Source organism: Bradyrhizobium sp. TM102 (assembly GCF_009176685.1).
GTDB classification, from domain to species: Bacteria; Pseudomonadota; Alphaproteobacteria; order Rhizobiales; family Xanthobacteraceae; genus Bradyrhizobium; species Bradyrhizobium ottawaense.
Genome location: NZ_AP021855.1, coordinates 734,558 through 758,118, shown reverse-complemented (window position 1 = coordinate 758,118; position 23,561 = coordinate 734,558). Strand labels below are relative to the sequence as shown.

At 57.2% G+C, this 23,561-nt stretch carries 20 protein-coding genes and 1 tRNA gene; 10 read left to right on the top strand and 11 right to left on the bottom strand.

Features of this window, described 5'->3' with window-relative positions:
• Positions 1-275 precede the first annotated feature (275 nt).
• From GDN70_RS03610 to GDN70_RS03595, 4 genes are all read right to left on the bottom strand, one after another.
• A complete protein-coding gene (locus GDN70_RS03610; RefSeq protein ID WP_152102165.1) occupies positions 276-1,109 on the bottom strand; it encodes a hypothetical protein in 834 nt (277 codons plus the stop codon).
• A gap of 2 nt (positions 1,110-1,111) precedes the next feature.
• On the bottom strand, positions 1,112-1,759 hold the full coding sequence (locus GDN70_RS03605) for a hypothetical protein (RefSeq protein ID WP_152102164.1): 648 nt from the start codon (positions 1,757-1,759) through the stop codon (positions 1,112-1,114).
• 4 nt (positions 1,760-1,763) lie between these two features.
• Positions 1,764-2,627: a DUF2971 domain-containing protein gene (locus GDN70_RS03600; RefSeq protein WP_152102163.1), complete on the bottom strand. Its 864-nt coding sequence runs from the start codon at positions 2,625-2,627 to the stop codon at positions 1,764-1,766.
• Positions 2,628-2,706: 79 nt separating this feature from the next.
• Entirely contained in the window at positions 2,707-4,989 is a 2,283-nt protein-coding gene (locus GDN70_RS03595; protein ID WP_152102162.1) for an AAA family ATPase, read from the bottom strand.
• 439 nt (positions 4,990-5,428) lie between these two features.
• Here GDN70_RS03595 and GDN70_RS03590 point away from each other — a divergent pair, with 439 nt between their 5' ends.
• The 4 genes from GDN70_RS03590 (at position 5,429) to GDN70_RS03575 (ending at position 9,466) form a co-directional block, all read left to right on the top strand.
• Complete coding sequence (locus tag GDN70_RS03590; RefSeq protein WP_152102161.1) at positions 5,429-5,629, top strand: hypothetical protein; 201 nt, start codon at positions 5,429-5,431, stop codon at positions 5,627-5,629.
• 36 nt (positions 5,630-5,665) lie between these two features.
• Positions 5,666-6,253, top strand: coding sequence for a hypothetical protein (locus GDN70_RS03585; RefSeq protein WP_152102160.1), 588 nt, complete (start codon positions 5,666-5,668; stop codon positions 6,251-6,253).
• 385 nt (positions 6,254-6,638) lie between these two features.
• Entirely contained in the window at positions 6,639-8,648 is a 2,010-nt protein-coding gene (locus tag GDN70_RS03580) for a hypothetical protein (protein ID WP_152102159.1), read from the top strand.
• Between the two features lie 23 nt (positions 8,649-8,671).
• Positions 8,672-9,466, top strand: coding sequence for a hypothetical protein (locus GDN70_RS03575; RefSeq protein WP_197742271.1), 795 nt, complete (start codon positions 8,672-8,674; stop codon positions 9,464-9,466).
• 53 nt (positions 9,467-9,519) lie between these two features.
• Here GDN70_RS03575 and GDN70_RS03570 read toward each other — a convergent pair whose 3' ends face one another.
• Positions 9,520-10,437: a hypothetical protein gene (locus GDN70_RS03570; RefSeq protein WP_152102158.1), complete on the bottom strand. Its 918-nt coding sequence runs from the start codon at positions 10,435-10,437 to the stop codon at positions 9,520-9,522.
• A gap of 1,173 nt (positions 10,438-11,610) precedes the next feature.
• A complete protein-coding gene (locus GDN70_RS03565; RefSeq protein WP_152102157.1) occupies positions 11,611-12,330 on the bottom strand; it encodes a recombinase family protein in 720 nt (239 codons plus the stop codon).
• A gap of 139 nt (positions 12,331-12,469) precedes the next feature.
• On the opposite strand from GDN70_RS03565, the gene GDN70_RS03560 reads away from it, so the two are divergent.
• From GDN70_RS03560 to GDN70_RS35420, 5 genes are all read left to right on the top strand, one after another.
• Complete coding sequence (locus GDN70_RS03560) at positions 12,470-13,342, top strand: hypothetical protein (protein WP_152102156.1); 873 nt, start codon at positions 12,470-12,472, stop codon at positions 13,340-13,342.
• Between the two features lie 176 nt (positions 13,343-13,518).
• On the top strand, positions 13,519-14,022 hold the full coding sequence (locus tag GDN70_RS03555) for an RNase H family protein (RefSeq protein ID WP_244625909.1): 504 nt from the start codon (positions 13,519-13,521) through the stop codon (positions 14,020-14,022).
• A 284-nt stretch (positions 14,023-14,306) separates the two neighbouring features.
• Positions 14,307-14,777, top strand: a complete 471-nt coding sequence (locus GDN70_RS03550) for a hypothetical protein (RefSeq protein WP_244625859.1) — start codon at positions 14,307-14,309, stop codon at positions 14,775-14,777.
• Positions 14,778-14,888: 111 nt separating this feature from the next.
• Positions 14,889-15,851: a hypothetical protein gene (locus GDN70_RS03545; protein ID WP_244625858.1), complete on the top strand. Its 963-nt coding sequence runs from the start codon at positions 14,889-14,891 to the stop codon at positions 15,849-15,851.
• Positions 15,812-16,183, top strand: coding sequence for a hypothetical protein (locus tag GDN70_RS35420; protein WP_244625857.1), 372 nt, complete (start codon positions 15,812-15,814; stop codon positions 16,181-16,183). The genes GDN70_RS03545 and GDN70_RS35420 overlap by 40 nt, the downstream gene beginning before the upstream one ends.
• Before the next feature lie 866 nt (positions 16,184-17,049).
• Here GDN70_RS35420 and GDN70_RS03540 read toward each other — a convergent pair.
• From GDN70_RS03540 to GDN70_RS03530, 3 genes are all read right to left on the bottom strand, one after another.
• The gene (locus tag GDN70_RS03540) at positions 17,050-18,294 is read right to left on the bottom strand and encodes a hypothetical protein (RefSeq protein ID WP_152102154.1); all 1,245 of its coding nucleotides are present in this window, start codon (positions 18,292-18,294) and stop codon (positions 17,050-17,052) included.
• A gap of 144 nt (positions 18,295-18,438) precedes the next feature.
• Positions 18,439-20,097, bottom strand: coding sequence for a tyrosine-type recombinase/integrase (locus tag GDN70_RS03535; RefSeq protein ID WP_244625856.1), 1,659 nt, complete (start codon positions 20,095-20,097; stop codon positions 18,439-18,441).
• 88 nt (positions 20,098-20,185) lie between these two features.
• A tRNA-Leu gene (locus GDN70_RS03530) sits at positions 20,186-20,272 on the bottom strand.
• 151 nt (positions 20,273-20,423) lie between these two features.
• On the opposite strand from GDN70_RS03530, the gene GDN70_RS03525 reads away from it, so the two are divergent.
• Positions 20,424-21,389 carry a complex I NDUFA9 subunit family protein gene (locus GDN70_RS03525; protein WP_028139442.1) on the top strand — a complete coding sequence of 322 codons (966 nt, stop codon included), beginning with the start codon at positions 20,424-20,426 and terminating at the stop codon, positions 21,387-21,389.
• A 60-nt stretch (positions 21,390-21,449) separates the two neighbouring features.
• On the opposite strand, the gene GDN70_RS03520 is transcribed toward GDN70_RS03525, so the two are convergent.
• Together GDN70_RS03520 and GDN70_RS03515 are read right to left on the bottom strand one after the other, a co-directional pair.
• Positions 21,450-22,190: an SDR family oxidoreductase gene (locus GDN70_RS03520; protein WP_028139441.1), complete on the bottom strand. Its 741-nt coding sequence runs from the start codon at positions 22,188-22,190 to the stop codon at positions 21,450-21,452.
• A 3-nt stretch (positions 22,191-22,193) separates the two neighbouring features.
• The gene (locus GDN70_RS03515) at positions 22,194-23,519 is read right to left on the bottom strand and encodes an FAD-binding oxidoreductase (protein WP_028139440.1); all 1,326 of its coding nucleotides are present in this window, start codon (positions 23,517-23,519) and stop codon (positions 22,194-22,196) included.
• Positions 23,520-23,561: the final 42 nt, after the last annotated feature.

Genomic DNA, 23,561 nt, shown 5'->3' with positions numbered 1-23,561 from the left:
GTCCCGGTTATGTGTACCGGTCAGCGGCTCAAATTCCCTGCAAATGAGCGATTTCAACCACTTGGGTTGGGGGTGGTGCCCAGGAAAGGATTGCGAGAGCCACCCCGCACCCTATTGATAATTCACAATATTTTCAAGCTTCGTGATTGGTTGTTACACAGTCTTGTGTCCAAGGATACGGGCCGCCCGCTTATCCCGGCCACGCTCAAAATGCGTCTTGGAGCGACCCTAACGCTAGAATGCGGGGCATCTACGCTATGAGCACTGACCAAGTTTTAGTTCTTCGACCTCTGCGCAAGCGCCCGCAGGCGTAGCCTACTCATCCGAATATTCTGCTTCAGACGACGTTCTGAGATTGGCGAGCTAAGGTAGTCCAGGATGTCAGCATATTTGGTCAGATTGTGCTTGTTGAAGGCCGCGAACCTCAACAGCTCGCCTGCATATATACTGGCCCATTGTGCACACAGTAGAGAATGCTCACCGCTTTCTCCCTTGTGAACAACAGCGTGGCGAGAATTGGCAATAAAGTCGAGTCTGACTCTCGTGAGCTCGGGCGGCGTGAATATCGAAGAGGCTCTTTCGATTGCCTTTTCTAGGGGCTCCTTAGCATCTGCCCGCGACGTCACTAGCTCGATGCACGTCCAAAGCTTGATAAGCGCGACATCCACCTGAGTGGCGCTCAATCCATCTTGGAAAAGTACAATCGCGGTCGCAAGTCGATCTGGGAAATCGATCCGGCTTAGCCCGTAGTACGAACTTAACGATTTGGGAGTCTTCTTACTCTTTGGAACATTGATCTGAGCTAGGACGGAATGAGCAGACGTTGGCTTGGATCGAATTTTGACGATCGCATCTCGTAGATGACGAACAAATGCTCTCTCATCGAATTTCTTGGTCTTTGCGCACTCGTTCATCGCGGACCAAATTGCACCGTCCTTTTCGTGATCTGCGATTTTTGGAGTGAACGACAGACTGGCAATAAGCTGGAACGTGTGCTGGTCTACCTCCATCGGCCACGCAATCCGACCATCACTATTCGTCTCGAACGCGGCGGAAAGCCAAAGAAGCTCCTGGCTGATGTCTCGATCTATCTTGATAGCTACTGACATCTTCAAAGATCTTCTTCCATGCGCGTGTACGGCCATTTTCTCAAGACGGGCCGCCCATCCTCCCAAAGCTTGTAAACGGCCCCTTCCCACATCACGAGAATTACGCTGAACTTGTCTTTCGCCGGCGCGGTGCCGTTTTGAAGAATCGGCAGCCCTTCATCTAGGTGCGCCCCATAGCAGCCAAGATTAACGTAGATCACTAGACCGACGCCGGGCGGATAATGCTTTCTGATTTTCTTTGTAACCACGCGGTCGAGCGCCGCGGGGATTGCTTCAAATCTCTCCCTCCATTGTTCGACGGGGTCGGGCTTTAGCTCGGGACCGTCTCGCTCATCGCCGCGTCGGCGGCCGTCCCTGTCAGCTTCGGTTGCCTCAAATTGTTGAACCAATCCGCTCGCCTGTATTTCGAAGTCCGGCCTCTCGGCTGGCGACAATCGAACGAGGTCCGACGAAAGGGCACTCGCAACGCGACCCGCAATCCATGCATCCCGTAAGAATGCGAGACCTGCTTGACCGAAGAAGATCGACCGCGAGAGTGGACGCACGATTTCGTCAACCCGATTGCGGAATGCATCGACGCGATTCCAATTCGAGAGTTCGACTCGCCAGCTATCGATTGTTGCTCTGGGAATGCGATTCTGCGGCGGCATGAGTTCATCGATAGGATGCTGCCGATACCCGGACCGGCACGTCTTTCCACCCATACCGCTCAAGTGCAGCCGTGATGTATCGCGTGGGCGTAATGTTCTTAGGTCCAAGAACGACTTCGGTTATGCATGATGACGCAGCTTCCTCAAGCGGAAGAACACGATACGGAACTATCCGATCATGTCCTGAACGGAACTCCATTCTGGAGAGGTCACCATGCACGGACGCTTCTGAGGCATACGACTGGATAAGGGAGATCAACCGCCACTCGCGCTCCTCCGAGAAGGCCGGGTTCTTAACTCGGTATTGTACTAGATGCAGAGATAGAAAGCTCGCCGTGAGGCTTCGAAACTGTTTATCGACCTCGGCCTTTCGGTTTCCCTCTAGCGGGGTCAAGAGTGTTCCCGTGTCCAGCGCTCCGGCTCTTACCGCTTGCACGGCATCATCTAGAATCGATTGGACAAGATTAGTCTGGTCTTCCCGGGAGTAGGCAATCCTGTGTAGTGATAGGGCCTCTCCGGTTTGGTGGGCATAGCGGGCCCCGGCGAGCGCTTCGAAATACTCTTTGGAGAAGCCGATCGAAACGCCGACCCCATCCCCAGCATAACCCCTCCACTGGCTGAGCAGGTCGCCTTCCTCTGACATGCAAAAGCCCGCAGCGCCGAGCCGAGTTGCACCCAAATCAAAGAACGACAGTAATCGTTCCATTTGGACTGGATAGAAACTTTCCCGCTCACATCGCTCGACCAAAAGATTGCGCAGCCATCGTCCCTCCAGCCGGTCATTGGAGAGCGTGAAGTCAGACAACCAAACTGCTCTAGTCTGCATAATCGAGAGAAAAGTATTGTTGGTGCAGTAGTGATACAGCATCTATGCTGGCTTCCAATCTGGCATCCGCGACGGCCCGCCTGGGACATACACACTGGCAACCCGACTCATAGTACTCGATCTAAGGTTTGCAGTATTTTCGGAGATCAACAAGATGGTCCGCATCGACCGTTCCCATTAGGTGGATCAGCGCGGCGTTCGCATCCCGACTTTCTTCTACGGTTAGGGACGATTGCCCGATCAAATCGTCTAAATTGTCGGAGTGCGACTCAACCTGAGAGAGTCGCTCAAGCGCGTGAAGCCGATCCTGGTCCAAGTCGTGATGGCGCCCGCAGAGCGTCTTAAGTTTGTCACTTAGATTACCATTGTGCGGGACTTTGAATGCCAGAAAGACCTCAAGGACTCGTCGCAGTACATTCGGCATCATAAACGTATAATCGAAATGACCGCTTCCGGCGCCTTCGAACGCGACAACTTTCTCGAAGAGATAATGATACTCGGATTCATACTCGCGAAGGTGTTTCGGTAGATCGACTATGTTCGAAGTACGGGACATGGTGGAAGATGGAATCGAAACGTCAATGAACTTCAACGTGGCTTTGGCTGGCTCCGCCTTGGCCCAACCCTTCCAGAATTTTTTGAACTCATTCATGCAATGCTGATTATGAGTCAGCACGATAAGCTGTGACGCATTGGACAGCCGATTGCGAATGAGGCCGCACGCATAGTTCATTGCCTTTGTGTCGAGACTTGATACTGGGTCGTCGATCACGATGATGAGGTCCTTGATCTTGCGGTCCTCCGCCTCAAGCGTAGACAAGAAATAGCAAATGGCGATCGCCGTCTTCTCCCCCTCGCTTGGTGCGCCGGTCACAAGTGCTCCGCGACGGTGTAACTCGTAACCCTCGGCGACCGCGACGATCGTCAACTCACCATGACCGAGATAGGACCTAATCAGCGCGTTAATCTTGTCAGCAGCAGGCCCGTGCATTTGGACTTTCGCTCGTAGCGCGGCAATATCCTCTTCCAGCATTTCGACGGCCGCCTTCGCATCCGCCTCCTTCGTTGTGGCATCCGAAATCTCACTGAGGTGCTTCTCGTATTCGTCCGCACTAGAGAGCACAAAATGGCGGCGGATTGCTTCTCGCGCCTTTCTCTGGTGCGCGTTGAAGTCATCGACCATGTCGGCATGCTGCTGGCAGACCACATTGACCGCCTCGCAGCATCCTTCCAGCAGCTTAACGCGAGCCTCGATCACGTCGGGCGCGGGAAGGTCGATAGCAACCGGGCTGGTCGGGGCGAACTTACGCTCCCTCAGAGCGTTCAATGCTGTCATCAACAGGGGGGCGATGTCGTCCAAGGCAACGGTTAGTGCCGACGCAGCGGTTTCAAAGGGAGGCTGGAACTCGGCCGATAACTGCGCTGCCGCTGGTATCGCGGCCCTTGCGATATTGAGCGCCTCGACGCATTCCTGAGCGTGATGGGCGGCGGTGTTTAGATCGGTAGTGAATTCAGAAAGTTTGTCATCAAACGCCGCTGTAAGCAGTTTTCTACGTTCCTCGGTAATTGATTCGCCGCAATAGAGGCATGACTTCAAGTCGTGACTAACATGGTACTCGTGACCTTGATTGACCCAAGGAACCATCTGCGGATGTAAATCGAGCCCCTCCACGACAATGCTCCCGATCGATTTCGGTGCAAGCTGAGCGGCAGCCTCTATCGTTTTTAGTAACGTCGAGAACGGAACTTCAACAGGTTTGACTTTGGCCGGAGGTTCAGACCGCGCACAGGTTGCGGTAGCGGCATCGAGATCGGCATCGCTGAGCTTGTCGCCCATGCCACTGAGCTTATCAATGTCTGCAACGAATTGAGGTGCCTCGTATCGCGCGGCTTGGCGCAGACGTTGGGAAACGGTTCTCGCGAGGACTCGCTTATACTCGTTAAAGGCCTTCTCACGTTCCCCAAGAACTTTCGTATCTCCCTCGTGCTTTGCCCGTGCAGCCGGCAAGGTGGCCTCTAGCGCCTTGAGTTGCTCCGCCGCCTCCGCCTGATCAGCGCCGATGTGAAAGATCGGACTCGCTACACCGGATTCCCACCGCAAATTCTCAGCGATGAAGTCATTATTGAAAACACAGACACGCTTTTCGAGGCCAGTAGGCGCCTTGGGGTAGCTAACTTTTACGCCATCAGACATCTCAATTTCAAACGTGCACCCTTCGGGAAGCCGGTTATGCTTCTCGCCATGTTGGAGCGCCGCGAAGATGCGAGAGAGGGTAGACTTTCCGGAACCGTTGAAGCCATAGAAGAGATTGAACCGCTTGAGGTCGAGGCTGGGCGTCGCTGCTTTACGCTCCGCCAACACGGCTGCACCCTTGAGCAAGCGAATGTTCTCGATGATTGTCACGACCGCCTCAACCCATTTTCGTCCTTAGGCCGACTCGCTAAGGACCAAATAGGAAATACTACTAACAACCGAGCCCGGGTTGTAAAGTAGACTATCGACGCGCATTCGTTGCTGACGGAATTCCCTAATGGCTTATCTCGACTCCGGCCGAACTGGTTTCAAGAGTCCCGAATTTCAGACGCGGACCTCGTGGCAGCGGCCTACAGTTCTCAAGATCAGTTCAATCGTCGGCGCTTCTCTCCGGCCCCCTATCTTTCGCCGCGCCGCTGCCCCCGTATGACCCGAAGCGCAACGAAGACGCCGCCGTCTGAGCCGATTTGACTCACGACCGTTGGCGAGCGAATCAAGCGCCGCTAACAAATGTGCTGGGGTGGACTTCGGTTCGTCCGAGAGTACGATAGTACGATATTGCACTATCTAAGCGTATCATGAGGTCGTTATGCCATTGCGCGCCAATGTGAACTATCGTGGATACACCGTTCTCGTATCCGACATGGAGGATTACTTCGTGCTCAATATCTTCGACGGTGATGAGGACAAGCCCTTACGCGAGCCCCCGCGTCCCGTGCTTGGCGGCGGCGTCGAAGGAGCTATCGACGAAGCAAAGCGCTTTATCGACGAGTACGAGGCAAGGAAATAGCCGGATGTGCAGCTAAGCTAGTGAGAGGACCGCCTTATGAGTTGGCTGCAATTCATCGACAGTATGGTGGGACGTTTAGCATGGCCCATCGTTGTCCTGATTGTTCTTGTTGCCGTGCGCAAGCATCTCGGGTCGCTGGCCGAACGAATCCTAGAACTCAGTTTCGGGGGCGCCAGCGTGAAGTTCGAGAAGCTCTTGTCAAGAGGCGCAGAGCTGATCGAAGAAGCGCCGAAGCAGCTCCAAAGTCCCGACGTAGCCGACTCCGAACGTTTGGAAGAAGAAGCTGCTCGGCAGGCAAAACACCTAACACGTGAATTCGCGTACCGCAGCATCCTGCCCGCCTATGAGGCGATTTCTGAGGAGTTGGCAAAGGTGGGCGAGGAGTTGGGCGTGAAAGTCAGGAATGGGATGAGCATCATGCGTATGCTTTGGAAGCGCCGCTTGATCTCATCCGAGATGGTGGACCTGTTTGATACACTTCAGCAAGCGCGAAATGCGCTCGCGCACGCTCGCGAGCTGCCACCGACATTCGCAGTCGAGGAGTACTCGCGGCAAGCGGGTTATCTGCTTAGCGAACTCAGAATCGCGCGAGAAAGACTGAAGAAGGACCCCAGAGACACATAGCTGAGCCGGTGTCTACTACGCCCCGGCTCGAAATGAGCGAGGGGCAGAAACGCGAGACGTGACCTCGTCGCGACGGGTTACCGCTTTCTCCCCCGTACCCCCACACAACTTCTAAAACCATGCTCATTAAATGGCATGACCACCGACTCCGGCCGCGTCTCGCGCCGCATTGACTGCAACACACTAGCGCACGTCATCCTCCGTCCTGAGTCGATTTGACTCATGTGCTGCATGTTGGCGAGCGATTCCAGTGCCACTAACAATGGTGTCAACGGACGATGGCTAAGGTGCGTTCCATCGCGACGGTGTGGCAACTTCTAGCCTCGGTTGACCCATTGACTCGATACAAGCTGCGTATATCCTTGTTGCTTTTAGAGGGGGGTATATGATCAAGCGTTTCGGGTTGCCCATTGTTGCGCTGCAATTTGCCGCCTTTAGTTCGTCCACCGACGCTCTTTCAAAAGACATCGCGCCGCCTCCCGCAACGCGCCAAGCCGTGACTCCGTTAGCATCTGACACGGTAAAGAAGGGCGAAGACAGAACTCTCGGTGAGATCCTGTCTGGCAGTCAGGTAAAGGTGACTCGAGAAGACTACCCGCTGGAAGGTGTTGCACTTGGCCAGGGGTGGGATCGTTATCTCAATCGAAAACAGGCGGGTACATGCGTAACCGGTTCGATCTACAAGCTGAGCGGCCATAGCGTAGACATGCAGTTGAAGCGTGTTGAGGACAAAGAACACGTATTTGATTGGCTTAAAGTCTCTGCGAGTGCGAAATTCAGCGGAGGACTAACATCAGTAGAAGGATCATCATCGTTCTCCCGAGAAGTGACCTTAGATACAAGCAACCTAAATTTGCTCGCGATAGTTAACGTCGACAAAGGTGGGCAATTTCTCGGCCCAGTTGCCAGCTCAAACGCATCACTTGTTTCATACGGCGAGCTGAAGCTTACGGATGAGGCTCAAAAGCTTCTGAAGACAGCCGGTGGTCTTACTGCATTTCAGCAGCTATGCGGAGATGCTTTCGTGATCGGCGTCCGAGAGGGCGGCGCCTTGAATGCCCTTCTAAAGCTGAAAACCTTTTCGCGCGAAGAGAAGCGAGAGTTGGATGTAGAAATCAAAGCCAAGGGCCTTTGGGGTTCTGCTAGCGCCTCGATGAACCAGAAATTTCAGAGCAAGGTCGACAACAATCAATTCGAGTTTCAATACAACCAGCTGGGCGGGAATCCTGACGAAGTTCCGACAGATGCACCGGCTCTCGTTAAGAAGCTCAAAGACTTCGCAAAACGAGAAGGGTTTGAGCCTCGGCCGTATGAGATCTATCTCATCGACTATCGGAACCTGAAAGACTATCCTTCCGGCACTACGCAACGTCCGGCTACCCCGGAGGACTTGAACATTTGGTCGAGCCACTATTGGCGATTGATCAATCTTTACAACGAATATCAGGGAATAGTCTCGAACCCCGACTTCTACAGCTTCGTCTCGTTCGGCGACCTCAAACAATCAAAGACCCCGATCGACGATGCTCTGGATACTCAAGACACGATCGTTTTGTCAGCGAAGTTTCTAGACATCGTTTTAGGACAATGTGCCCTGAATCGGAATTGTGAGCTTCAATCGGCGCTGGCGAAAACGCTGGACCAAATAAAATCTATTCCGAGATCAAGCCCCCTCCTCACTGAGGCAGAGGCAGCTATCGTCAGGGCTCGCCCACTAGATTCCTTAATTCAACGAACGTTCGGTGCCACAGCGATAGCCGAGATCTTGAATAGTCCAGATGCAGGTTTGATTGGCGATGAAGTCATCTCGCCGGAATACAAGGAGGCGACCAAAGCGATGGCAGCCTCGGCCGCACTCAAAGATTCAGACGCTAAAGCGCTTTCTGATAAACTATCATCTGACGGGCAGATTTTGCAGAAGAAGATACAGGACGGCAGTATCGGGCGTAACGGCTTCGACTGGTACTATTATTGGCTGGGGCTTAAGCCAGTTTTTCGAGGAGGCAAACTACCTGGGTCAGCTAACAACGTAGAGCCGGAGCTAAACCTGGGCAGTCTTGTTACTGTTGAAGAATCCAATGCGCACCCCAAGGACAGCGGTGGACCAAATGATGACTACATTGTAGGTCTCGCAGCTGATCGCTATCGGACGTGGATCTTCCAGTACCGGTTCTCGCCGTTATCTAGCTCTTTTTGCTCAATTTCTGCAACACATCCGATGTGCATGACCTCAGAGCGACTCAAGTCGATCGCAGGTCAAATTCCCCTCAGAGTGAGCGCGGACTTTGTGCGGCCTGCTGCACCCCCTCCCCCGCCGCCGGCGCCAACCCCTCCGCCCCGAAAAGAACCGCGCGAGCCTCGCGAGCCTCGCTGTAATCCCCGCATATGTTGGTAGCAAATGAGGGAAGGTGAATGAGCATGAGAAAGGTCACAACTGCAAAGAATGCAGAAGGCATCTTCTCACGAGACGATCTTGCGATAGTTGGCGAACTTCTGACACTTATTCAGTCCATCGATGATCTTTTGGCGACTAACGCGGCCGGGCCAAAGGAAAGGCAGACGCTAGCAAATATTAGGCAGCGTACTTACGCCAACTTAGCTTCGTTCACGCTTCCGTTGCCTGCGAACTTGAGCTCCCTTCTGAAGTTGGACGGTAAGGAACTGAGCGGAGCGGCTTGGGTAAGTAAGTTTCCGGGGAGTAGAGAAACATCCACGCTCCTTAGCCCGTTTAAAGAGGACGTTGAAAAATTCATCACGTCCATGAAGGACGCTAAGATGTCCATTTCTATTGGAGCAACGTTCCGGCCGAAGGAGCGCGCGTACCTAATGCACTATGCTTGGCTGATCGCTCGTGGAGACATCAACCCAGAAGATGTACCGGAAGAAGCAGGCGTAAACATTGAGTGGGTCCACCGAGACAAGGGCGGACAGACAGATCTGAAAAAATCCAAAAGCGCAGCCGCAGAAATGGTCGCTGGCTATGGGATCCGGTACTTGCCCGTGCTCCAAAGTCGGCACGAAGAGGGGCGAGCCATCGACATGACGATCTCCTGGTCGGGCGACAAGACTATTAAGAACGCCTCTGGCGAAGAAGTAGCTATAAAAGGTGAACCACGAAACGGCACACATACTGATCTTGCGGCCGTGGGAGCAACGTACGGGGTAATTAAGCTTGTGGATGATCCCCCACATTGGTCCGACGATGGAGCCTGATGGAAATTCCGCAACAGGTTACCGTGTTTTTAGCACAGGCTAATTCCTGCCTCTCATCGAGTATTGAAGCGAATACTACGCAGTTGTGTCGAAATATCAGTTAACGTTAGCCGTTCAAGCAGCCGCTCAGCCGTTCGGTTGCGAATGGGAGTTGAGGCGATCGTGCGCCGGCTTGCGGTTCGTGCCCGTGTTTGACTGGAATCTCCCGATAGACCCAGCCGCGTCGCACGGTCCGCAAGCTGTCGTCCACTCAGCGGGTGCATGGCTTCGGCGAATGCAAATGTCAATTTATCAACATTGACTTCTGACACTGATCCCAAACCTCCCGGTCCTTTAAAGTGAGTTAGAGTCCATGTCGGACCAATTCCACTCAAGTTCTTAGTGACAGTGAAGTTGATTGACCCGCCAAATGCGCCCTGCTCACCTTGCTTAGCTACTTGCAAATGATCAGAGTCAGCCGCCATCTCGACAGCCTGTCTGATTCCAAGACGACCGGCGAGATTGGTATCAGTAACCGGGCACGCCCCTATCCGAGGCAATTGTTCTCCTGCAGAAATCTCGCTGTCTCTCAAGATGATCTGCTCTTGCAGGTCGAGTAAACTGTAAAAAAGTGTCTCGTGGAAAGTCTGCTCCCGCGATTGTTCGATCTTTGCAGAAGCACCGAAATCAAACAGACCTGCGGTATAGGTGAAAGAAGGAGCCAATCCCCCGGTGTCATTCACTGACAAGTCGAGCTGAATGGCTACCTCGTACTGAGCCGTCAAAAGGAAATAGCCGACGTTCTTCTCCGGATTGCTCAAGCTCTCGGGTGAAACCAGCTCAGCGAGCTCGCAAGTAACTCGATCGACGATCGATTTGACGGTGGGTCCATTGGTCACCGGACTTACAGGAAGATCAAACGATGGAACAACGTTCGCGCATGAAGATAGCAGCACTGGAGTCGCAAACAACAATGCTCGGAGAACAAGCATAGGTGCGTGCTCCAGCTCAGTAGCTCGGAAATGGGGGGCAACCGACCGCGCAGGGTCTATCTACCTGATGGCCAATTCCTCCAGCCCGAGCTGCCAAGTCGGAGCATTGCTGCTGATTTGTTGGCTCGTGGCTACAGACCGTTCCATATCTTGGCAATCTCATAACGCAACATCGCGCAGGAGGTGCAATTGTTTTAACTTCCTTGTTTCCCGCGACCAATACGCCTGATTCCGCTCGCCATTCTTTCAGGATCGCCTCAAAGTCCAACGGTCTAAGGCGATAGTACAGCGACCGAAAAAGCCAGCTGAGTTTGTGCAACCCGTCTGGCAAAGGTGGAACGTCGGCACCCTCGTTGCTGTCGGCCATTAGTCCCTCGGCAAAACTTCATTTGAAAATGCGCGTAATGTCGCACATGGACAACTAAAGATAAAGCAATGTCTTTCTCTAGCGGAGCGGGTAATTAGCGATCTAGGCACCAAGCCTTGCGGCCAGCCGTCTATCAGCATCGTTGCGGTAGGACGTGTACGGCTCCTCCCAGATCGCAAGCAAAAAGCTCGACAGTCCGTCTTCGTTAGAGATCGTCCTGGCAGGTCTCAGGGAGCATCGAAGATCTTCTATCGGCATCCAGCACTATCGCTTCCCGCTGAAGCTCCCTTTATCTATCCGAACTTGCCTGGATCCCCGCGCTCACCATGTCCTGTGGGGGCTTATGCCCTGCGGGTGTCGTGAAGTAGTCGACGAGCACTGACTTTATTGCGTCGCGATGATGGCTGCGCATAGCGTTCCCATGAAACTATTTTACCAAAATGGACGGACGAGCGAACCGGATCTATTTTGTTCTTGAGCAGGGGTGGTGCCTCGGGCCATGGAAACGCGAATAGCACGGCATAAGGCCCGACCCATTCGGCTCGCAGCGAGTACGCCTCGACTCTGGCGCCGATGACTGCCATCGGTAGTGCCGTCTTCACAGCCGGCTCTTTTGGATGGCTGTCATATAGTCGCTGAGCGGCTACCCCTCCGGGGGTCGCCTTCCGCTTCCCATTGACTATCCCGACGAAATTTCCGCAAGGGTACCAAATGTGAGACGTGACCTTGCGACGGCGGCGTTCGTATTTCCCCCGGTAGCCTCTCGCGCAGTTGATCACGCGACCATTCCTCCTTTGGAAGCAACGCTAACGCACCGTCACCGGAGGCAAGCGCTTCAGAAGGTTCGCTACAGACGACGGATACCAGCGGCCACCTCGCGGCGTCATCATCTCGCGGCCATTTAGCTCGCTGGCGATGGCTTTCAGCGTCACGGCGCCGCTTGCTCGTATGTCGTTCACCACCTCCGCAAGATCACGCGCGCGTTGCACCGCGTTTGCTGATACCGTGGCGATGGCAGCTGAGTTACCCTTCGCCGCCCGCCTCAGCGCAGCTGCTCCGTTAGGATTGCCAAGACGGCGGACTTTGCTGTGCGCCTTTTGGCCGGTTTCCGCTATGCGCTTGCGGGCCACCTTGAGCGCGTCTATCGTGCGTCTGGAAATAGCGTGAGCCTCTGCCTGAGCGACCACCGCCAGTACCCCGATTGTGAGGTCATTGGCTTCGGGCATGTCACAGCAAACGAACTTCACACCGCTGTCCCTCAGAGTGAGGGTGAATGATGCTGAGCGAGAGAGACGGTCCAGCTTGGCGATCACCAGAGTAGCGCCAGTGACCTTGGCGTGGTGCAGCGCTGCTGCGAGCTCGGGCCGCTTGTTGGCCTTCCCGCTCTCCACCTCAGTGTATTCCCGGATGATTCGCCCACCTCGGCTCTGAGCGAATTCCAGAATGGCTGCCTCCTGAGCTTCTAGACCCAGACCGCTCCTGCCCTGCTTCTGCGTCGAAACACGCCTGTAAGCCACGATCTTCATGCCACCCGCCTAGCCTATACACAACTGCCTAATGGTCGTTAGGCGATTATGTAATTTGAGGCCCTAGCCTGAAATTGACAACTGCGTCACCTTGACTCGCTCCCAAACTCGGCGACCGCCACCTTAGAACTGAACTCAAATGCCCCCCACCCGCAGAACAGGAAAGCCACCGCCCTACACTGAATGGCACGGCAACCATTACAGAGCGAAACTGCGCATCCCCGAGCAGCTCCGTTTTCACTTCCCGATCAGCGAGTCCGGCACTCGATTTAAGAAGTTCGTCTACAAGAACCTTCGAACCGATGATCCCAGAGAAGCGGCTCCAGCAGCTCAAGCTTTTGTTGACCAGATGCAAAGACGGTTCAGGAGACTCGCCCGTCGAGATCGAACTCCGCCGGGGCTACTGTCAGAGGCGCAACGTTGGCGAAAAAACACCCTCCCCGAAGACAATTCACTAACCGCACGTGGATTGCCCGCTTCAGGTCAACCAATCAATGCGGAAGATCTACACGCGCTTGGCCTTGAACAGCGGTACTCCGAGTTCGATGCTTTGGTCGATCGCGCATACGAGCTTGAGAATAAAATAGGTAACGCCCGCGCCATGCGGTTTTTCAATCTGGCGTCGGGCCGAACGACATCTATAGCTGCAAGTGCGGAGAATTGGCTGCGGTCCGAATCGTACTCTGAGGCCACCCGCGCCAGATACCGCAGAACCGTTGAAGACTTGATCAACTGGTGCCGCTCGAGTCGAATTCCGGCTGAGATAGAAGCAATCAACGCTCAACGAGCACGCCGCTTTCTATCCCGCCGCATCAATCGAGATCAGAAGGCTATCACCAACGAGAAGGCGACCCTAAGCCGCCTTTGGGACTGGTCCAACATTCAGCTCGTGTCTGATTTGATGTCTCGCACTGCTGATCTCGAAGCTTGGTCGGGGGACCGCGGTGACAACCCATGGCGCGATGTTGGGGCACACGTTTCCTCCAACACCAGAAAGCGATCAAACAAATAGTGCATTGTTGGCCCGTACTTCCGGGTTGTCCGATGAATGTGGAGGCTGCGAAAGGGAGGAGTATCGCTTGTCCTGCTCGCACTTTACGACTTGCACCGCGCCCTGAAGAGTTCAAATGACACTTGCCGCTGCTTTTGGCGGAGTCGAAAAGCTAATCAGGAGCCGACGTGAAAGCCATGCCTGCACTTCCCTTACCGAGAAACGAAGCTTTGTTACCCACTGCTGACTACGTCATCTTTCTGGATTCTTCTGATCTCCAAAACGAAGACCAATCAGGGCCGTCTGCATGTGTCTGGCAAATTCGGACGATGGACGGAACGATAGTCGACGACAGCGAAGCTAAGCAGAGCCGAACCCAAAGTAGCGATGAGAAACGTGGCTTGGCTGCAGCCTTGGTCGGAGCTCTGGAAACGGTAAGCTATGCATCGTTTTGCCTCGTCTATGCGACGGGCACGTACATCACCGATGGCGTCAAGTATGCACGCATTTGGAAAGCTCGCGGCTGGCGCAACAGTCAGAACGAGCCAGTTGCAAATCCCGACATTTGGGACCGTTACTTGGATCTTATAGACAAGCGCCATCTCGAAGTCTCTGCGCGGAGTTGGAAGAAGGAGCATTGCACTGAGCTTCGGCGTCAGCTGAACGAAAGAGCAAGAGGAGCCTGCAGGGATAGAAACTGATGCGCGGGCTTACCGGCCAAAGATGGCTTAAGACAAGGATATCCAAGATTGCGTTTGCAGGCCGTTGCGCGATACCTGGATGTCGCACGCCCACTATGGGAGCGACTGGAACTGGACTTGCCGCCTTCCATTGCCGCAAGCACGTTGAGCACAAAGCCCGGCACGGATCGCACTGGCATGGGACGTATTGCGCCGCGGAACTGAAACCCTACCTCGCGGCCGCATCCTCGTATCTCCGGCCACGAGCCGAATCCGATCGGTTCATCAAGGCAGCACTCAGCGCCATGGCCTTGCTCCTCGAAGAAGCCGGCCCAACGGAGATCGCCACGCGGTTGCGCGGTATGCCTCCACGGAGACGAGCGCGGATCGCCTTGGCGCGGCTTCGTGTTGCGGGCATCAAGCCGGAGCGCTTTGTTGCCATCGTGTTGGCCATTACCGCGCTGATCGAGGAAGACCCCGACTCGCACCGGACGAAGGAGTTTCGCACGGTCCAAATCGCAAAGGCCCTGCATCGCCTTGCAAGCGGCTACCATCGCGTTTGGGAACTTCCCGACGAGAGGGGCCGCCTCCGAAAGGTCTCGGAACTTCACGCCTTTCCTAGGTCATCTGGGCAGGTCCTGCGCATCATGGGTCGCGCGGTGGAAGAGCCCTGCGAATGGGTTGTCGAGAAGCATCTCCCTGGCGTCCTCGCCCTCAAGAAAAAGCGCTTTGGTCAGCACCCGCGATGCACCGCCCCCGTTTCCCCCTCGCGATGATTTGTGCCCCTCCCTCTCGCGCGAGATCAGGTGCCACAAAGATGGTACGCGCATGTTGGGCATTGAGGCCAGTCACTTCGCGCACCGGACGCAAGGCGGGAAGGCCAGGCAATGACGAAGCGTTTCCGAGCGCTTAGGTTCGATCCTCAATACCGGGCGAGATCATCAGGCCTTAGCGAGGCCATTAAGAATTTCGCCAATAATCTCTCCGACTTTGAGCTTTCGGAGGGCCTGAGACAAAGAGCCCGTAACGATGAGGCCCGGGAGAGGTTCTTTGCAAGCGTTGAGGCGCTCGCCTGCAACCTGATGCTTCTGACTCTGATGGACGATGATGTGGCCCTCGCCGTCCCAAGAGCGCACGCTTCGATGTGGGGTAAAGGCCGCTACTCCAATCCGGTCTATGGCGAGCACTTCCTTAGCAGCATCGATGTCATGGCAAGCTTGGGAGTGTTGCGGAAAGTAAGCACAGGCTACCGATACTCAGACAAAGCGAAAGCCCCCTCTCTCGTCCTTCCAACAGAACGGATCGCCGAATTTCTGCCGGTCCGAGGTTTCAGCGTGAATTCGCTCAGACGGCTCGATGAACCTGAAGTGCTCATCCTCAAGTCTGGCAAGGACGCCAGCGATCAGCCCGAGCCCATTGAATATAAGGACAGTCGTAGAACGAACCTCTTGCGCGGCGAGATCAGACGACTCAACAAATGGCTCCGGGATGCCAACGTTGAGATCACCGAGGCTGGAAGGGCACTGCAAATCGGGAGTGACGGCGGCCTTATAATGCTGCATCGGCGATCATTGAGACGCATATTCAACAACCAAAGTTGGCAAGATGGTGGACGTCTAGCGGGCGGATTTTGGATGTCGATGCCCCGCGCCGAGCGCTTTGACGGCATCCGGCTGGATGGCGAGCGAATCGCTGATGTGGATTACCAACAGCTCTTTCCGCGGCTAGCGTATGCCCGAGCCCAGGCCAAACAGCCCGATGACGATATTTACGATGTAGCAGGCGGCAAGAGGGGTCGAGACGGAGGAAGGTGCTGCTCAACGCCATGCTGTTCGCAAACGGTCCCCTAGGGAACTGGCCGAAGGGTGTGCGTGAGCACTTCCCCGAAGGTACCAAGCTTCGCGACGTCTTCGAAATGCTCCAGCGTAAACACGCCCCCATCGCTCACCTCTTCGGAACGGGCCTTGGGTATCAATTGATGAAGGCCGAAAGCGATATCCTCATCCGGGTAGTCTCGCACTTGTTCAAGCAACGCATTACGGCGCTGCCGCTGCACGATGCCGTCCTCGTGGCTCGCTCCCATGCGGAGACCGCACGGAAGGCCATGCAGGACGAATTTACGCTCCGCACGGGATCCCGCTGCTCGATTGTTTCGATCGACTTTGGCCCGTTACAACAATAACTTAGCTCCTTACGCCTCCGCTAATGCAAGGAGGAGCCTGAGAGAGTGAGGTCCGGAAAGGGGTCCTGCTTATTGGAGTGCCTGGGTGGTGAGGGATGATCAATCCTCTCTCCTCTGAGGACGAGTCAAAGGGTCGCCTCTAAGCAGATGAGGGGACTAACAGCACGAGCCCTATTGGGCTCTTCATAGGGCGGCCGCTGTGGCCACCATCATGGCGACCACGCAACAATGCGTCCTTTGCATTCACAAGCCACCCAAAGGTGCACACCTCCAAGCAGGTTTAGGCATGACACCGACACTCTCAGCACAACGGTGGCCACGGCGGAGAGGGAGAGATGATCCCTACCCCTGCATGGCTCCATGATCGGCCCTTTAGGCAGTCCAGGGAAGGATGCATGCGGCCATCATCGCCCACAGTGGTCTTCAACGGAAGGCATCACGCGGGGAATCAAGACCTAAACGAGCGCGATGTGATCGGGAAGCTCCCGGGCGCAATCACGAGAACTAGCCACGTGACTTCAGAGGTGGCACCAACAACCGAGCACTCCCACCACAAAGATGGGTCATATGAGACGGCCCTACGGGATGGCGCCATGCTGGTCTGCTCAAAGATGGCGACCTGCAAGGCGGCAGCAACCGAATATTCCCACACCCGCTAAGAGCTAAACCGGTCCCTGGTCGCGGGGACAAGCCCGGTCTTCTCCGCTTAGTGTGACGAGGCCTCTTGTGGCCATTGCCGATATCGCCTGGCACGCTGATGTCCGCCGGACATGGGATCGGACTTGATGAAACAAATGCCGGAGGAGCTGAGAGACGATTCGACGACGATAGCACGTTTAGCAAGCCACCGTAGACCGACAGCGCACTTAGGCTCGGACCCCGGCCTCAACGAGGCGCAGTGTGTATTCCTCCAACGTCAGGCGCTCGACTCTGTGATTAACGTAATCAACATGGACGATAATGGGATGTTCGAGGCCCGGAATAGGCGCCTCAAACTTAGCCAGACGAATTCCTTCCATCGGGCCGCCGTACAGCCGCGCCAGGAAGACGAGCGAGTGTCCTCCATTCGAGGTCGGCCCCGACATAAGGGCGAGCACATGTCGGTCAGTAAGAGGCGGCCCGAGGGCATTGGCGAATTTTGCCGCGCGTTCGGGCGGATATTTATAAACTCCGCCGATGCCGTCCCGCGCATATGCCACTGCCGAATTGAAAGCAGGGTCTCGGATGAGAGGGACCCCGAGCAGCTTGGCCACTAAGTTCAAGCCAATCTTCGTCAAAACCCTGTCATAGGCAGCGACGTCGAACTGATACCGCTGATGGACTCCGGGCTTGCCATCCGCAATCGCGCTCTCGTCGATCCCGCCGGCGTCCCTCAATTCCGGAACCTGACGAAGCACAGTCAAGATTGCTGCCGCTTGGCCGGCGGTGTCGGCTCGGCAAATCAGCTGTCCAGTCGACAGACCGAACAAACGGGGTAGCAGCGGCGCGCTATTCTCTTGAGCCGTAACCGGCTGCTCTAGAGGCTCGATCCAAATTCCCGCCTTGGGTGCTTTGGCACTCGTGCTATTGCTTGCGATCGCATAGGCATTGTCATTCCAGCACAGGATCGTCAGTTCATAGCTAATTTCGAAGCCGTCGCGCTTTTTTCTGATCAGAGTCACGTTGTCAGAAACCGCAACGCTCAGTGCCGAAAAAAAGCTTCTAAGCGATTCTGCGTCGGGGCCTGTAGCCACCGTTTGCTCCGCACTGACGAACAAGAGCTGGGGAAGGATCTTGGGCTCTCCCCCAGCCTCGAGCTGGCCTTCCAGCAGAAGATCACTTTGGGGATCGTGGACGTAGCTAAGATTCGGCTGAACCGAGGGCTTCCCGGTCTGGCCGCCTTTGTTGCGCGTCCGAGGCTGCAAAAACAATCGTGCGATGGCTACAGGCGATGCTCGCAAAAACTTCGTTTCAAGCTTTGAAAAGATATCAGTATTGCAAACCCGACATACGCAGTCGGTCAGAATCCAGTTTTGGTCATCACCTCCAAGACCGGCGCTGACAACATGTTCGCCGGAAAACGGGCCCGAGCTTCCGCAATAGATGCAACCGCTGATTTCGCGAGAATTCATCGTGTTCACTAATTAGCCGTTGAGCTGTACAGATTGATAGGTGCGGTCCAAAACGCAAGCCATTTTAGAAAGCGCTCGATCCGATCACCAAGACCGGAGATAGGGCCACGTTGCAGTTTGCCCCTTTCGTCGGCCGGCGGAAGCTTATGCGACGTGAATAGTCGGAAACATCGCGATGGCGTTCGCCTTCGCCTTGATGGTGACGTCTCCATATCCTTCCGAGACGTTGCGCGGCGCATGCCCCTGAATGGCATCCAGCACGCGCATCTCGACGCCCTGATCAATGCCGACAGTCTTGAAACGATGTCGCCAGCCGTGGCTTGGATCAACATTCTTATCCTTCACCACCTCGCGGACGAACTCATTGACCTTATTCCGCGCCGTCTTCACCGCGTTGCGCACCCCTAGCTCACCGGCCTTGGGGTCAATGAAAAGATAGCCCCCATTCGACTTTTCAAAGAAAGCTACGAAGCCTTCCGCGATGACCTGCCGATGGAGCACGACATCACGCGCTTCGTCCGTCTTCACTGGCCCCGCCTCGGGGGTCACATGCAACACCCAGAGCTTGCCTTCGCGCCGGAGGTCTTCTTTGCGAATCTGGATCATCTCGCCCACGCGGGCACCTGTGAAGGCACACAGCCACGGCACCCATCGCTTAGCCGCCGCGAGCTTCGGGGCCTCCCGCCCGGGCACGAATTCGCGGGCGTGCTTCAGAATGGCAATGGCCTCCGAATCATAGAACCCCTTAGACCGGAGTTTGCGTGACTTGCCGACCTTGATGGTGATGCCTTCAGCCGGATTGCTGGGCAGCCGACGGTTCACCACCGCCCATCCAAAGACGGTCTTCATGCCCGCGAGGTCGCTATCCTTCACAGTTTTAGGGCTTACGTCGCTCTGCAAGCGATAGTCCTTGAAGCGAACGATGTCCTCCGGCGTCACCCGGCTCGCGGTGTCGTGCTTCAGGAATGTCACGAGACGCGCCATCGAATTGCGATAGCTCTCATAGGTGCTCTGCTTGCGGCCGGCCCGCTTAGCTTCCTTAAACCAATCCTCCACGAGGCCAGTGAGGGAATTCTTGGAGGCGCCCCGCCTTGGCTTTTCCTTCGGCGCATCTGCCGGGGCCTGCCACTCGGGAAACCGAGCGGCCTTGGGGTCGAGCGAATAGTCGCCCTCGGCATTCCGTTGGCGGCTCGCGAAGGCGTCCCGCAGCGCCATCCAAAAGGCGGTGAGCAGGAGAGCACGCGATTCGCTATCCACACGGCGGATGCCTTTGGTCAGCAAGAGGCGGTCCACGATAGGTCCGAGCACCTTCTCTAATTTTTTGGCCTCGCCGTCACGACCGATCCTCTCCCACATCTCCGTCACGGCCGCCCAGTGGGCCTCCTGCTCCTCATGGCTCTCCGTGTCGGGCGCCCAGCCGACTCCGGGCGTGTGGACCATGGCAACACTCCGGGCGCGGTTCTCGCTGTCCGCCCAGACGCGATAGAGTTCGCCTGCCAAGGCCGTCGCCTGCCGGTGGGTCAGATGCACGGGAGCGTCGTTGCGGAGTGCCGCCCAGACGGTTTCCAGATAGGCCGCAGCGAGCGCCTGACGCGTCTTGACCTCGCTAGGTTCCGTGGTGCGAAGGGAGAACCGGACGGCCTGAGCGCCCTCGTTAAGCGTCACGAAGACGAAGCCATCACCGAGCGGAATCGCCAGTTCGATGCCGACCGCTTTGGGTCGGACGTCAGCCGGAATGCGCTGCACGAAAAGAGGAAAACGAGACCCAACCCGGCGCATCGGCCGAACAACCCTGAACAGCAATGTTACACCCCATTGTTACACAGTCGGGGCCAACGCAACACTCTGATCGGGCTTATCTATCTGGATTTGTTTGGCATCCAGAAAAGTATGGTGCCCAGGAAAGGACTCGAACCTTCACGGCCGTTAAGCCACTGGCACCTGAAGCCAGCGCGTCTACCAATTCCACCACCTGGGCATGCCGTTTGGGGCACGGAGGCGGTTACTACGGTTCGGTGACGCCGTTGTCAATTCATGCGTGACCCGGGTTTGGGGATGCCGATTGCGCATCGCAAACCGGCCCGATACAAGCCTGACAAGACGCACTCTTTTCCGCAGGAACGGCTCCCATGGCATCGAATCTGGACACGCTCGTCACGGTTTTCGGCGGATCGGGGTTTTTGGGCCGGAATGTCGTCCGCGCGCTGTGCAAGCGCGATTACCGGGTCCGGGTCGCGGTGCGGCGGCCGGAACTGGCCGGATACCTCCAGCCCTCCGGCAAGGTCGGGCAGGTCCACACCGTGCAGGCCAATTTGCGCTATCCGGCCTCGGTCGAGGCGGCGCTGCGTGATTCGCACGTCGTCATCAACCTTGTGGGCGTCCTCACCGAGGGCGGCGCGCAGACCTTTGACGCCGTCCAGGCCAGGGGTGCCGAAACGGTCGCCAAGGCAGCGGCCGCGGCCGGCGCCCGCCTGGTGCATGTCTCGGCGATCGGGGCCGATGCCGAATCGCCCTCGCGCTATGCCAAGGCCAAGGCGGCCGGCGAAGCCGCGGTGTCGGCTGCGGTGCCCTCGGCCACGATCTTCCGCCCCTCCGTGATGTTCGGCCCCGAGGACCAGTTCACCAACCGGTTCGCCGCGCTGGCCCGGATGTCGCCGGTGCTGCCGCTGATCGGCGGCGAGACCAGGATGCAGCCGGTCTATGTCGGCGACGTCGCCACCGCGATCGCGGACGCCGTCGACGGCAAGGCCAAGGCGGGCGCGACCTACGAGCTCGGTGGGCCGGAAGTGCTGACCATGCGCGAGATCATCGAGGCCATCCTCGAGATCACCGCGCGCAAGCCGGCGCTGATCCCGCTGCCGTTCGGCCTCGCCCGCTTCCAGGCGAACTTCCTGCAATTCGCGCCGGGCGCCTTCAAGCTGACGCCGGACCAGGTCACGATGCTCGAGCGTGACAATGTCGTGTCGGATGCGGCGAAGGCCGCCAGCCTGACGCTGGAAGGGCTCGGCATAACAGGCGATTCGCTGGAGGCGATCGCCCCGCAATATCTCTGGCGCTTCCGCGCCGCCGGTCAGTTCCAGCGTATGAGCGTGTGAGGTGGGTGTCACCTCTCCCGCTTGCGGGAGAGGTGACAGACCGCCGCCGCGGCTACAGCCTCAAAACTTCAGCTTCTTGAACACCGCTTCCGGCAGCGTCTTGATGATCAGCATCACTAGGCGCCATTTGCCGCTGACATAGACGACGTCGGTCTTGTTCTCGACTGCCCGGAGAATGGCATCGCCAACCACCGGCGCTTCGACGGTGAGCGGGCCGATCAGCTTCATGCCATCAGTCATCTTGGTGCGGACGAAGCCGGGCTTGACGGTGACGACATGCACGCCGCCACGGCTGGCGCGGGCGCGCAAGCCCGACAGGAAGGCGGAGAAGCCGGCCTTGGCCGAGCCATAGACATAGTTCGAGGCCCGGCCGCGATCGCCGGCCACGGACGACACGCCGACAAGCGTGCCGCTGCCGCGGCCTAAGAATTTTTCGGCGAACAGGCCGAGGATCAGCGAGGGGCCTTCGTAGTTCGAACGCATGATCGCGGTGGCGTGGACGAGATCGCTCTCGGCATTCTGCTGCATACCGAGCAGGCCGACGATCGAGATGACGACATCGGGCAACGCGGGAAGAGTTCCGACAAAGCTGTCGAACGAGGCGGTGTCGAGCACATCGAATTTGTGGAGACCAACCTCGACGGTGTAACGCGCGCGCAGATCGGCCGCATCAGGCTCGAGCGTAGCGACGTCGCGGCCGGCGAGTGCGACATCGTATCCCGCCTTGGCAAAGGCGCGCGCGGCGGCGCGGCCGATGTCGGAGGAGCCGCCGAGCACCAAGACAGATTTGCGTGACGTCACGGCCTAGACCTCATCAAACAGACGCTGTGAAAGTTTCGATCGGATATTGCCGGCGGGATCGAGCGATTTGCGGATCGCGTTGAAACGCTGCAAGGCAGGATAGCCCGCTGCGAAGGTCGCGCGCGACTGGCGCGCGTCTTTCGCCAGATACAGCCGGCCGCCGGCGGCGACGACCAGGCGATCGATCTCGTCGAGGAAATTCAGGATGTCGCCCTTCACCGGGAAATCCAGCGCCAGCGTGTAGCCGGGCAACGGGAACGACAGGATGCCGTCACCCTGGCCGAGCTTCTTGAGCACGGCGAGGAAGGAAGCGTCGCCGCGCCGCGCGACACGATCGAGGATGTCGCCGAGCACGCCGCGCGCGCCGGCTTGCGGGATCACGCATTGATGCTGCAGGAAGCCGCGCTTGCCATAGATGCGATTCCACTCACCGACGCTGTCGAGCGGAAAGAAATACGGATAGAGCGAGACCACATGGCTGCCGCCGGCGCGCCGCGCGCCCATGCGATAGTAAAGTTCGTTGAAGGCGCGGACGCTGGTGCGGTTCAGTGCCATCGACGGCAGGTCGACGGGCACGCTGAGGCGAGACTCCTTGCCGACCGGAAATGCATCGGCGCCTTCCGTCAGCTCGCCCCTGCCCGCGTGCTCGCCGAGATAGATCAGCGAACGGCCGAGATCGCGCCCCCGTGCCACGCAATCGATCCAGGCCACCGAATAGGTCGCGGCATCGCCCGCCTCGAGCGCGCGCATCGCGGCATCGAGATCGGACGCGGAGATCACCCGCTCGCGGATCCACCCGGTCTCGACCCGGCGCAGCCGCATCGTCGCTTCGAGGATGATGCCGGTCAGGCCCATGCCGCCGACGGTCGCGAAGAAGGCATCGGAGTTCTGTTCACGCGATGCCTCGATGACCTCGCCCTGCCCGGTGCGCAGCAAAAGGCTGTCGACATAGCGACCGAAGCCGCCCTCGCAATGATGGTTCTTGCCGTGGACGTCGGCGGCGATGGCGCCGCCGATCGAGACGAAGCGGGTGCCGGGCACGACGAAAGGCAGAAAGCCACGCGGGCCAAAGGTGTCGATCAGGTCCGACAGGAGAACGCCGGCTTCCAGGCGGATGCGCCCGGTTGCCGGATCGAACGACCTGACCCGGTCGAAGCCGGTCATGCCGATCGTCCTGACGGCGCCGATCGCGGCATCGCCATAGGCGCGGCCGTTGCCGCGCGCGACGGTGCCGGCCGAGATGGCTTCGCCGACTGCCGCGAACGAGCGCGGGCGCAGCACATCGCTATCGACGACCGGGAAACGCCCCCAGCCGCTGACGAGGGTCATGGCTCAGCTCCTGTGCCGGACGCGCGCCGCCCGGCGTTGGAA

Excerpts from the sequence above, each read along its gene's own strand:
- GDN70_RS03610 (WP_152102165.1), bottom strand. The coding sequence starts at position 1,109 with ATGTCAGTAGCTATCAAGATAGATCGAGACATCAGCCAGGAGCTTCTT.
- GDN70_RS03605 (WP_152102164.1), bottom strand. The coding sequence starts at position 1,759 with ATGCCGCCGCAGAATCGCATTCCCAGAGCAACAATCGATAGCTGGCGA.
- GDN70_RS03600 (WP_152102163.1), bottom strand. The coding sequence starts at position 2,627 with ATGCTGTATCACTACTGCACCAACAATACTTTTCTCTCGATTATGCAG.
- GDN70_RS03590 (WP_152102161.1), top strand. The coding sequence starts at position 5,429 with ATGCCATTGCGCGCCAATGTGAACTATCGTGGATACACCGTTCTCGTA.
- GDN70_RS03585 (WP_152102160.1), top strand. The coding sequence starts at position 5,666 with ATGAGTTGGCTGCAATTCATCGACAGTATGGTGGGACGTTTAGCATGG.
- GDN70_RS03580 (WP_152102159.1), top strand. The coding sequence starts at position 6,639 with ATGATCAAGCGTTTCGGGTTGCCCATTGTTGCGCTGCAATTTGCCGCC.
- GDN70_RS03575 (WP_197742271.1), top strand. The coding sequence starts at position 8,672 with ATGAGAAAGGTCACAACTGCAAAGAATGCAGAAGGCATCTTCTCACGA.
- GDN70_RS03570 (WP_152102158.1), bottom strand. The coding sequence starts at position 10,437 with ATGCTTGTTCTCCGAGCATTGTTGTTTGCGACTCCAGTGCTGCTATCT.
- GDN70_RS03565 (WP_152102157.1), bottom strand. The coding sequence starts at position 12,330 with ATGAAGATCGTGGCTTACAGGCGTGTTTCGACGCAGAAGCAGGGCAGG.
- GDN70_RS03560 (WP_152102156.1), top strand. The coding sequence starts at position 12,470 with ATGCCCCCCACCCGCAGAACAGGAAAGCCACCGCCCTACACTGAATGG.
- GDN70_RS03555 (WP_244625909.1), top strand. The coding sequence starts at position 13,519 with ATGCCTGCACTTCCCTTACCGAGAAACGAAGCTTTGTTACCCACTGCT.
- GDN70_RS03550 (WP_244625859.1), top strand. The coding sequence starts at position 14,307 with ATGGCCTTGCTCCTCGAAGAAGCCGGCCCAACGGAGATCGCCACGCGG.
- GDN70_RS03545 (WP_244625858.1), top strand. The coding sequence starts at position 14,889 with ATGACGAAGCGTTTCCGAGCGCTTAGGTTCGATCCTCAATACCGGGCG.
- GDN70_RS03540 (WP_152102154.1), bottom strand. The coding sequence starts at position 18,294 with ATGAATTCTCGCGAAATCAGCGGTTGCATCTATTGCGGAAGCTCGGGC.
- GDN70_RS03525 (WP_028139442.1), top strand. The coding sequence starts at position 20,424 with ATGGCATCGAATCTGGACACGCTCGTCACGGTTTTCGGCGGATCGGGG.
- GDN70_RS03515 (WP_028139440.1), bottom strand. The coding sequence starts at position 23,519 with ATGACCCTCGTCAGCGGCTGGGGGCGTTTCCCGGTCGTCGATAGCGAT.